The organism is Mesorhizobium sp. M7A.F.Ca.CA.002.15.2.1, from assembly GCF_003998715.1.
Classification (GTDB): domain Bacteria; phylum Pseudomonadota; class Alphaproteobacteria; order Rhizobiales; family Rhizobiaceae; genus Mesorhizobium; species Mesorhizobium ciceri.
The window spans coordinates 1-9,029 of the sequence record NZ_RZPI01000165.1 but is presented as its reverse complement, the minus strand read 5'-3'; the positions used below and the strand labels follow the sequence as shown (position 1 = coordinate 9,029).

Below are 9,029 nucleotides of genomic sequence, written 5' to 3'. Positions count from 1 at the left end.
CTACGATGACGGTTACTACGATCGTGACGTCGTGGTGCGCCCGGCCCCGGTCCGCCGCTATTATGCGGAGCCGCGGGTGGTCTACGCCAATCGTTATGCCGAACCGTGGACGCGTGACTGGTACGAATATTGCTCGGACCGCTACCGCAGCTTCAATTCCCGTACCGGCACGTTCACCGGCAATGACGGCGAACAGCATTTCTGCACTGCCAACTAACCAAGGGCTTCCCTGCCCCAAAACAGAAAAGCGCTGACCGCAAGGCCAGCGCTTTTTTGTTGTGGTCTCTACAATGTCAACGGTCTGCTTGAGGCTGATGAAAAACAGCTACGGTTCCGAGCCTGGTTCAAGTCAAAAAAGGATTGGTCCGCCTCTCCTCGCCAAAACGTCCGCCGGCACCGTGGCCACAGATGAAGCCGATGTCGTCGCCGAGCGGCAGGAGCTTGTCCTTGATCGAAGCGATCAGCGCCGTGTGGTCGCCGCCCGGCAGGTCGGTGCGGCCGACCGAGCCGCGGAACAGCACGTCGCCGACATGGGCGAACTTGGCTGCGCGGTTGTAGTAGACGACGTGACCGGGCGCATGGCCGGGGCAGTGCAGCACCTCGAACACATGGCCGCCGAACGACACGGTCTCGCCTTCGGCCAGGAACCGGTCGGGCACGCAGTTGCGCGCTCCGGCGATGCCGTAGCGCTTGCCCTGGTTTTCCAGATTGTCGAGCAGCGACTTGTCGGCCTCATGCGGACCGATGATCTCGACGCCGAGCGCCTCCTTCAACTCCATTGCACCGCCGGCATGGTCGATGTGGCCATGCGTTATCCAGATAGCTCCGGCTGAGATCGCATTGTCCTTCAGCACCGCCAGTACCTTGTCGATATCGCCGCCCGGATCGACGACGACGCCATGCTTGTCATCCATGTCGAACAGGATGGTGCAATTCTGCTGGAACGGTGTGACCGGCACGATGCCGGCATTGAGCTGACCCATGATCGTCCTTTCGATGTTCACGGGTGATGTAGAGGCGCGGACAAAGGGCGTCCACCCTCGAAAGACGAACAGTCAGTAGCCCCAAAACGGAAATGGGCGGCCGAAGCCGCCCATTTGAAAAGACCGAAACGGCCTGCTTACTTCTTCATGGCGCCCATGACCGCGCCGAGAATGGCGGTCAGGATCGCGCCGCCGCCGGCGCCGCCGACGATGTTCTGCAGGTTCAGCGCGCTGCCGAGACCGCTCGTTGCTGCTGCCGCAGCCGCCGGATCGACCGCACCGCCACCCAGCAGGCTGCCGAGGATCGCCGCACCACCGACGCCGCCAATGGCTCCGCCCAGGATTTTGGGAAGCTGACCCATCGCCGCCGTCTTGAGCGCCGCACCGACCGCCTGACCACCGATGATGCCAGTAATCACCTGTATGATGATCGGAAGAAGCGTGTTCATGTCCATATGATTAGTCCCTCCATAGCTGTCAGCCTCCCGGGCCGACACCATCATGAGACGCCGAATTGGACGAAAGTCAAATGCAGAAACGCTGAAATAAAAGGGGCGGCCCGAAAACCGCCCCTACTTCCTAAAAAAGCTGTGACTTTCGTTATTCTGCGGCGATCGCGTGCTTGGGCTGAACGGCCGCAGAATAGTCATTCATAAGATTCTTGGCTATTTCGCCGACCTCGAATCGGTAAGGCCCGATCTCCGAAACCGGCGTCACTTCCGCTGCCGTCCCGGTCAGGAAGCACTGCTCGAAGCTTTCCAGCTCTTCCGGCAGGATGGCGCGTTCAATCACCTCAAGGCCGCGATCCTTGGCCAGCCCGATGACCGTGCGGCGGGTGATGCCGTCGAGGAAGCAGTCGGGCTTGGGTGTGTGGATCTTGCCGTCCTTGACGAAGAAGATGTTGGCTCCGGTCGCTTCGGCGACCTGGCCACGCCAGTCGAGCATCATGGCATCGGCATAGCCCTTGGCCTCGGCGGCGTGCTTGGACATGGTGCAGATCATGTAGAGCCCGGCGGCCTTCGACTTGGAAGGCGCGGTGCGCGGGTCGGGCCGGCGCCATTCCGCCACATCGAGACGGATGCCTTTCAGCTTCTGCGCAGGATCGAAATAGCTTGGCCATTGCCAGATGGCGATGGCGCAGTTGATGCGGTTGTTCTGCGCCGAGACGCCCATCTGCTCACTGCCGCGCCAGGCGATCGGCCGGACATAGGCGTCCTGGAAACCCTGCTTCTTGAGAAGCGTGGAAGAGGCGTCGTTGAGCTCGGCCACCGAATAGGGGATCTTGAAACCGAGCAGGCGTGCCGATTCATGCAGGCGCTCGGTGTGTTCGTTGAGCTTGAAGATCTCGCCGCCATAGGCGCGCTCTCCCTCGAAAACAGCGCTGGCGTAATGCAGCCCGTGCGTCAGCACATGGATCTTGGCGTCACCCCATTGGACGAATTCGCCGTTCATCCAGATGAAGCCATCGAGTTGATCGAAGGGAACGGATGCCATGGTAACCTCCCACGGGCGGCAGCCCGGATAGTTGTATCGTTGTGTGTTTCGTGTCGGCCGCCCAAAGCGGCTTTTATGGTGGAGCGTAGGCGGATAATTGCGCTCTGGCAAACTTAGGAAATTCCGGAAAAACCGGCTTCCCTTGCCTTTTCGTTCGCAATCCGCCCAAAAGCTTGTCAAAAATTACCATTGCAGGGAAATTACGTCAATAGTACTGACATAATCTCTCTTTCCCACGGAGAAATAATGACGGATCGAAGCCCAGCCGCCGGAAAACCGATCAGGACCGCAATGTCGGTCGAGGACGGCATCGACTTCGCCATCATCGAGCTGCTCTTCTTTGCCTATCGCGACTTCACCTCCGATCCGGACCAGATCCTGGCCGATTACGGCTTCGGCCGGGCCCACCACCGGGTGCTGCATTTCGTCAACCGCAGGCCGGGCCTGACGGTCGCCGAACTGCTCGACGTGCTGAAGATCACCAAGCAGAGCCTGGCCCGTGTGCTCAAGCAACTGATCGACACCGACCATATCGTGCAGTTGCAAGGTCCGCGCGACCGCCGCCAGCGCGAACTTTATCCGACAGCCAAAGGCCGTGCGCTGGCGCTGGCGCTGGCGCGGCCACAGTCGCGCCGCATCCATGCTGCATTGGGGGATTCCGGAGTAACCGAACGGACCTTGGTGGAACGGTTCCTCGAAGCGATGGTCAATCCGGAACTGAGGGCGCAGATCGACGTTGGGTCCGCAAAAATGTCAGGGAAAAGCCATGGAGAGCACTGAACGGGTCGATCACGCGGCCGCGCCGGACGACGACGCGCCGCATCTGCTTGTCGTCGACGACGACACCCGCATCCGCAATCTTCTCAAGCAGTATCTGACCGAAAATGGCTTTCGCGTCACCGTTGCCGGCAATGCCGGCGAAGCCAGGCGCAAGCTTGCCGGCCTCGACTTCGACCTTCTGGTGCTGGACGTCATGATGCCCGGCGAGACGGGCGTCGACCTGACCAAGTCGCTGCGGGCCGAAAAGAACGTACCGATCCTGATGCTCACAGCGCTGTCGGAGACCGACAGCCGCATCTCAGGGCTGGAGGCTGGCGCCGACGACTATCTGCCAAAGCCGTTCGATCCGCGCGAGCTGATCCTGCGCATCAACAACATCCTGCGCCGCGGTGGCCCGGCGACCACGCCCAAGGTCGAGCAGTTGGTCTTCGGCCCCTACACGTTCCAGATCGCCCGGCGCGAATTGAAGCGTGGCGGCGAGGCGTTGAAGCTGACCGATCGCGAGCAGGAGATCCTGGCGATCTTCGCCGCGCGGGCGGGCGAGACGATACCCCGCCACGAGCTTGTCGGCGACGATTCGGAAGTCGGCGAGCGCACCATCGACGTCCAGATCAACCGGCTGCGCCGCAAGATCGAGCGCGATCCGTCCAATCCGGTCTGGCTCCAGACCGTACGCGGTATTGGGTATCGGCTCAGCGTGGAATAGAATGCCGCCTGCGGCCGGCTGAACGGCTGCGGGCAAGCGAAAAGAGCGAATGGCAACCACGGAACTGGAACAGCCGGGCAATGGCGGCTTGAGCGCACGCGCTGCGCGGACGCTGAAGGCGGTGCCGCGCGCCTGGAACCGCTTCTGGCGCCTCGTCTCGCTCTATATGCCCAAGCGGCTCTATGCCCGCTCGCTGATCATCGTCATCGCGCCGATGATCCTGCTGCAATCGGTCGTCGCCTTCGTCTTCATGGAACGTCACTGGGCAACCGTGACGCAGCGCCTGTCGCAGGCCACCGTGCGCGACATCGCCGCCATCATCGACCTGATCGAGACCTATCCGCGCGATGCCGACTACACCAACATAATCCGCATCGCCCAGGACCGCATGCAGCTGAAGGTCGACCTCTTGCCGCCCGACCCACTCCCCGCGCCCGGTCCAAAGCCGTTTTTCTCGATTTTGGATGATGTTCTCTCGTCCGAGATCACCCGCCAGATCAACCGCCCGTTCTGGATCGACACGGTCGGCAACTCCAACATCGTCGAGGTACGCGTGCAGCTCGAGGGCAAGGTGCTGCGCGTCTTCGTGCGCCGCAGCCAGGCCTATGCCTCTAACACCCACATCTTCCTGATCTGGATGGTCGGCACCTCGCTGGTGCTGTTGATGATCGCCATTCCCTTCCTGCGCAACCAGATCCGGCCGATCCTGATGCTTGCCGAAGCCGCCGAAAGCTTTGGCAAGGGCCGGCCGATGCCGCGCGATTTCCGGCCGCGCGGCGCCGAGGAGGTTCGCCGCGCCGGCTTTGCCTTCATGCAGATGCGCGAGCGCATCGAACGCCAGATCGAACAGCGCACCGCCATGCTGACCGGCGTCAGCCATGACCTCAGAACCATCCTCACTCGCTTCAAGCTGCAGCTGGCGCTTTCCGGCGGCAAGGCCGAGACCAAGGCAGCGCTCGACCAGGACATCGACGACATGCAGTCGATGCTCGAAGGCTATCTGTCCTTTGCCCGCGGCGAAGCTTCGGAAGACGCCGGACGGTTCGATCTCGAGGCCTATTTCGAAAAGCTCGACGAGGAAGCCAGGCTGCGCAAGCGTAAGCTGTCGACGACGCTTGCCGGCGATCACGATGTGCATGTGCGGCCCAATGCCTTTGCCCGGCTGATGTCCAACGTCATCGGCAACGCCTTCCGCTATGCCAAGACGGTGGAGGTCAACGCCACCCATGGCCGCGGCTCGCTGCTGGTCACCATCGACGACGATGGTCCGGGCATTCCCGCCGATCGACGCGAAGACGTGTTCAAGCCTTTCGTGCGGCTCGACGAGGCCCGCAACCTCGATGCCAGCGGCACCGGGCTCGGCCTGTCGATCGCCCGCGACATCGCCCGCTCCCATGGCGGCGACATCACTCTTGAAGACAGCCCGCTCGGCGGACTGCGCGCCATCATCAAGGTTCCGGCATAACCGGGCACGATTGCGAAAAGTGGAAACGGCTTCATCCGCCCGTCATGAAACCATGATCAAGAGCGCGCATGAAGCGCGCGACCTCAATTGATTCGGCCTTGCCGCCTCACTTCGACCCCGTACCTGTCCGGGTGCGCTGGAGCGAAGCGAGAGCAGCAGGCTGGTCGCCGTTCCGGCATCGTCTCAAGGCAACCGTCGACCTTTCAAGCAAAGGGCCGCCATGCGCATACTGATGGTCACCGATGCCTGGCGCCCGCAGGTCAACGGCGTCGTCCACACGCTGGAGCGGCTCACCGAGACGCTGAAGTCCTTCGACGTCGCGGTGGATTTCCTGACGCCCAATATCTTTCGCACCCTGCCCTTGCCGACCTATCCCGACATCAGGCTGGCGCTGACCACGCCCGGCCATGTCGCGCGCCTGATCGACGCCGGCAAGGCCGACCACATCCACATCGTCACCGAAGGACCGCTGGGCATCATGGCGCGGCGCTATTGCCGCAATGCCGGCCGTCCATTCACCACCAGCTATCACACGCGCTTCCCCGAATATCTCAGCGCCCGCCTGCCGGTGCCGGAAAGCTGGGCCTATCGCTGGCTGCGCGATTTCCATAATTCCGGCCAGGGCACGCTGGTCGCCACCCAGTCGCTCGCCGACGACCTTTCCGCGCGCGGCTTCACCAAGCTGCGGCCATGGACGCGCGGCGTCGACACCGACCATTTCCGCCCGGACAGGAAGAAGGACCTCGGCTTCCCCGGCCCGATCTTCCTCTGCGTCGGCCGCGTCGCCATCGAAAAGAACCTGGGTGCTTTCCTCGACCTCGACCTGCCCGGCAGCAAGGTGATCGTCGGCGAAGGCCCCGAGCTTGCCAGGCTGAAGGCGAAATATCCGCAAGCGCATTTCCTCGGCCATCGCCCCAACGACGAACTGGCCGAGATCTATGCGTCGGCCGACGTCTTCGTCTTCCCGAGCCGCACCGACACGTTCGGCAACGTCATCATCGAGGCACTGGCCAGCGGCACGCCGGTTGCCGCCTATCCGGTGACCGGGCCGATCGACATTGTCGGCGATGGTTTTGGCGGCGCGGTCTCCAACGATTTGCGCGAGGCCTCACTCGCCGCGCTCAACGTCGACCGTGCCGAAGCCCGCGAACGCGCCATGCGCTATAGCTGGAAGGCCTGTGCGGAAATGTTCCTCGATACGGTCGAGGAAGCACTGGGCACACGGCGAAAGCTGGCGGCCTGATCGTGCTTTTCGTTATCCAAGGGCGAAGCTGACACACCGCCACGGATGACAAAGCGCGGCGACGCACAATCAACCGTTAGTCTGCCACGGCACCTTGTTTCAAAGGGATGGTTCGGCGTGACGTATTGTGCGACTTCGGAGCCATGACCAAGTCAGATTGATAATTGTCGGCGACTCAAAATTTACCATTTCTACCTACATTGTGGCATGCTCGAAGCAACAGCCAGCAACAAAATCAACAGTTACACGAGCCATTTCATCAGGCCAGAAGGTATCTTGCTGATAGTTCTGCTGGTGGTGGCTTTCTTGCCCGTACTGCTCGTCGACATACCCGCTATGGCAGACTATCCAAATCATCTCGCAAGAATGTCGATCCTGATGCGCGCCGGTACGCCCGAAGCCCATCCCTACTATGAAGCCGCGTGGGCACCCTACCCTAATCTAGCCATGGATCTCGTCGTCCCGTTCGCTGGGCGCTTGATCGGGATCGAGCTGGCATCAAAGCTTTTCTATCTAGTCTCGCAAATGCTGGTCGTCAGCGGGGCAATGGCCGTCGGAGCGGCCGCACAGGGGCGTGTGATCCTCAGCGGCTTCGTCGCTTCGCTCTTCCTCTACGCCATGCCTTTCGCTTTCGGATTCGTGAATTTTGAATTTGGACTCGGGATCGTTCTTTGGTCCATCGCGGTTTGGATTTGGCTTGCGGAAAGACCTTTGCCGCTGCGCCTTGCGATCCACGCCGTCTTCGTCGTGGTTCTGTATATCTCTCACCTATTTGCCCTCGGCCTGTATGGCATTGTGGTGGGGCTGTACGAACTCTCCCGCTGGCCAGACCATATTGAGAATTGGAAACGCACGATCTTGCTGGTTGCCGGAATGGCTGCTCCGGTCGTCGCAGTTGGCGCCCTGGCGCTCGCCTACGGCGGCAAAGTGGGTGGCGAAGGAACCGAATGGGCCCTGTCGGCGAAATTGTTGGCGCTGGTTCAAGTCAACGGCTTCAGCAGATACACTTCCTCAGCCGTGACCGTGGTGCTGGTCATTCTCAGTTACCTTGCGGTGAAGCACAGGATGGTGGCGGTCTCTCGCGTCGGCTGCTGGATAGGCTTTGGGCTCTTGTGCCTGTTCATTCTCATGCCGTTTCGCGTTGCGGACACGGCCTTTGTCGACGGGCGCGTCCTTCTGGCGCTTGTTCTGATCCTGCCAGCCTTCGTCACGATCAAGCGTCCGCAAGGCTCGCGTGGAACACTTCTCGTCGCGCTGGCGTTTGGCGCCGGGCTTGCAAACAGTGGCATCGCGATCTGGGCCCAATTGTCGTGCCGCGGCGAATATCGTGCCCTTATGACCGCGTTCGACGCCATTCCAATGGGTTCGCGAATCCTTACCGGCCAGAATGGCCTCCCAGACGACCCGCCAACGAATCTGCTCCTTTATCCAATGTACAATGCTGCCGCGTTGGCTGTAGTCACACGCAATGCACTGATGCCAACGCTGTTCACCTATCCGGGAAAACAGCCGGTGAGGCCCCGGCCGGAAGTGGCAAACCTGACCGTACCGCAAGGCGGGCCTATCCCGATGTCTGAGCTGGAGGCCTACGCCGCCGGTGCTTTACCACCGGTCGAGGCAGCGTATGCAGCGCATTGGACCCGTGACTTTGACTATCTGCTGGTAATCGCGCCGGAGCGCAGCCCGCCACGACACGGCAACCTTGAATTAATCGCCGAAGGCAAACAGTTCAAATTTTACAGAATAAGGAAATTGGTCGACGCGGACAGGAAAAGCGGATGATGTCCACGCGCGACACTCCTGTCACGACATGGCATGAAATTCATGCTGAAGCATCTGCCGAAAGGATTATCAATCCATCCCGGTTCGCGGGGGATTCCGATCCCCAGTTGAGACCCTAAAACAACCGCCCGCCATCCGGCACCTTACGCTCGATCGCGCCGAGCACCACGGCGCCCTCTTCGTCGGGAAAGCCGAGAGTGAGCACTTCCGACATGAATGGACCGATCTGGCGCGGCGGGAAATTGACCACCGCGAACACCTGCCGGCCGATCAGCGTCTCCGGTGTATAGTATTTGGTGATCTGCGCCGACGATTTCTTGATACCGATGCCGGCGCCGAAATCGATCTTCAGCTTGAACGCGGGCTTGCGCGCCTCGGGAAACGGCTCGGCCTCGACGATCGTGCCGCCGCGGATGTCGACACGATCGAAATCGGCAAAACTGATCTCGGGCTTGCGCTCGGTGTTCGAACTCATCTTGGTCTTGTCTGCCTTAACGGGGACTCAGGCGTTGCCGTAGGTCTCGAACAGCACACCGGCCAGGGCATCCTTGGCCCAGGTGCCCGACCAGACGAGGA

At 61.3% G+C, this 9,029-nt stretch carries 10 protein-coding genes; 6 read left to right on the top strand and 4 right to left on the bottom strand.

The genetic code is table 11. The features are described from left to right. The coding region (locus tag ENZ74_RS12140; protein ID WP_164761009.1) for a BA14K family protein at positions 1 to 217 on the top strand (217 nt) is incomplete at its 5' end. A 127-nt stretch (positions 218 to 344) separates the two neighbouring features. Here the strand turns inward: ENZ74_RS12140 and ENZ74_RS12135 are convergent. The 3 genes from ENZ74_RS12135 to ENZ74_RS12125 form a co-directional block, all read right to left on the bottom strand. Further along, positions 345 to 983, bottom strand: a complete 639-nt coding sequence (locus ENZ74_RS12135) for an MBL fold metallo-hydrolase (protein WP_063168837.1) — start codon at positions 981 to 983, stop codon at positions 345 to 347. A gap of 137 nt (positions 984 to 1,120) precedes the next feature. Further along, on the bottom strand, positions 1,121 to 1,438 hold the full coding sequence (locus ENZ74_RS12130; RefSeq protein ID WP_013530017.1) for a hypothetical protein: 318 nt from the start codon (positions 1,436 to 1,438) through the stop codon (positions 1,121 to 1,123). A gap of 145 nt (positions 1,439 to 1,583) precedes the next feature. Next, complete coding sequence (locus ENZ74_RS12125) at positions 1,584 to 2,477, bottom strand: branched-chain amino acid aminotransferase (protein WP_013530016.1); 894 nt, start codon at positions 2,475 to 2,477, stop codon at positions 1,584 to 1,586. Between the two features lie 246 nt (positions 2,478 to 2,723). Here ENZ74_RS12125 and ENZ74_RS12120 point away from each other — a divergent pair, with 246 nt between their 5' ends. The 5 genes from ENZ74_RS12120 to ENZ74_RS12100 all read left to right on the top strand — a co-directional run bounded on the left by ENZ74_RS12120 (position 2,724) and on the right by ENZ74_RS12100 (position 8,453). After that, positions 2,724 to 3,257, top strand: coding sequence for a MarR family transcriptional regulator (locus ENZ74_RS12120; RefSeq protein WP_024505623.1), 534 nt, complete (start codon positions 2,724 to 2,726; stop codon positions 3,255 to 3,257). Continuing rightward, positions 3,244 to 3,963: a response regulator transcription factor gene (locus ENZ74_RS12115; protein WP_013530014.1), complete on the top strand. Its 720-nt coding sequence runs from the start codon at positions 3,244 to 3,246 to the stop codon at positions 3,961 to 3,963. Before ENZ74_RS12120 ends, ENZ74_RS12115 begins: the two co-directional genes overlap by 14 nt. Before the next feature lie 49 nt (positions 3,964 to 4,012). Continuing rightward, entirely contained in the window at positions 4,013 to 5,428 is a 1,416-nt protein-coding gene (locus tag ENZ74_RS12110) for an ATP-binding protein (RefSeq protein ID WP_013530013.1), read from the top strand. Positions 5,429 to 5,648: 220 nt separating this feature from the next. Then, on the top strand, positions 5,649 to 6,671 hold the full coding sequence (locus ENZ74_RS12105) for a glycosyltransferase family 1 protein (RefSeq protein ID WP_013530012.1): 1,023 nt from the start codon (positions 5,649 to 5,651) through the stop codon (positions 6,669 to 6,671). Between the two features lie 207 nt (positions 6,672 to 6,878). Then, the gene (locus ENZ74_RS12100) at positions 6,879 to 8,453 is read left to right on the top strand and encodes a hypothetical protein (RefSeq protein ID WP_063168838.1); all 1,575 of its coding nucleotides are present in this window, start codon (positions 6,879 to 6,881) and stop codon (positions 8,451 to 8,453) included. 115 nt (positions 8,454 to 8,568) lie between these two features. On the opposite strand, the gene ENZ74_RS12095 is transcribed toward ENZ74_RS12100, so the two are convergent. Beyond that, on the bottom strand, positions 8,569 to 8,928 hold the full coding sequence (locus ENZ74_RS12095; RefSeq protein ID WP_063168839.1) for a tRNA-binding protein: 360 nt from the start codon (positions 8,926 to 8,928) through the stop codon (positions 8,569 to 8,571). Positions 8,929 to 9,029: the final 101 nt, after the last annotated feature.

What these genes read in the sequence shown, in the direction of transcription:
- ENZ74_RS12135 (WP_063168837.1), bottom strand. Translation starts at nt 983, where the DNA reads ATGGGTCAGCTCAATGCCGGCATCGTGCCGGTCACACCGTTCCAGCAG.
- ENZ74_RS12130 (WP_013530017.1), bottom strand. Translation starts at nt 1,438, where the DNA reads ATGGACATGAACACGCTTCTTCCGATCATCATACAGGTGATTACTGGC.
- ENZ74_RS12125 (WP_013530016.1), bottom strand. Translation starts at nt 2,477, where the DNA reads ATGGCATCCGTTCCCTTCGATCAACTCGATGGCTTCATCTGGATGAAC.
- ENZ74_RS12120 (WP_024505623.1), top strand. Translation starts at nt 2,724, where the DNA reads ATGACGGATCGAAGCCCAGCCGCCGGAAAACCGATCAGGACCGCAATG.
- ENZ74_RS12115 (WP_013530014.1), top strand. Translation starts at nt 3,244, where the DNA reads ATGGAGAGCACTGAACGGGTCGATCACGCGGCCGCGCCGGACGACGAC.
- ENZ74_RS12110 (WP_013530013.1), top strand. Translation starts at nt 4,013, where the DNA reads ATGGCAACCACGGAACTGGAACAGCCGGGCAATGGCGGCTTGAGCGCA.
- ENZ74_RS12105 (WP_013530012.1), top strand. Translation starts at nt 5,649, where the DNA reads ATGCGCATACTGATGGTCACCGATGCCTGGCGCCCGCAGGTCAACGGC.
- ENZ74_RS12100 (WP_063168838.1), top strand. Translation starts at nt 6,879, where the DNA reads ATGCTCGAAGCAACAGCCAGCAACAAAATCAACAGTTACACGAGCCAT.
- ENZ74_RS12095 (WP_063168839.1), bottom strand. Translation starts at nt 8,928, where the DNA reads ATGAGTTCGAACACCGAGCGCAAGCCCGAGATCAGTTTTGCCGATTTC.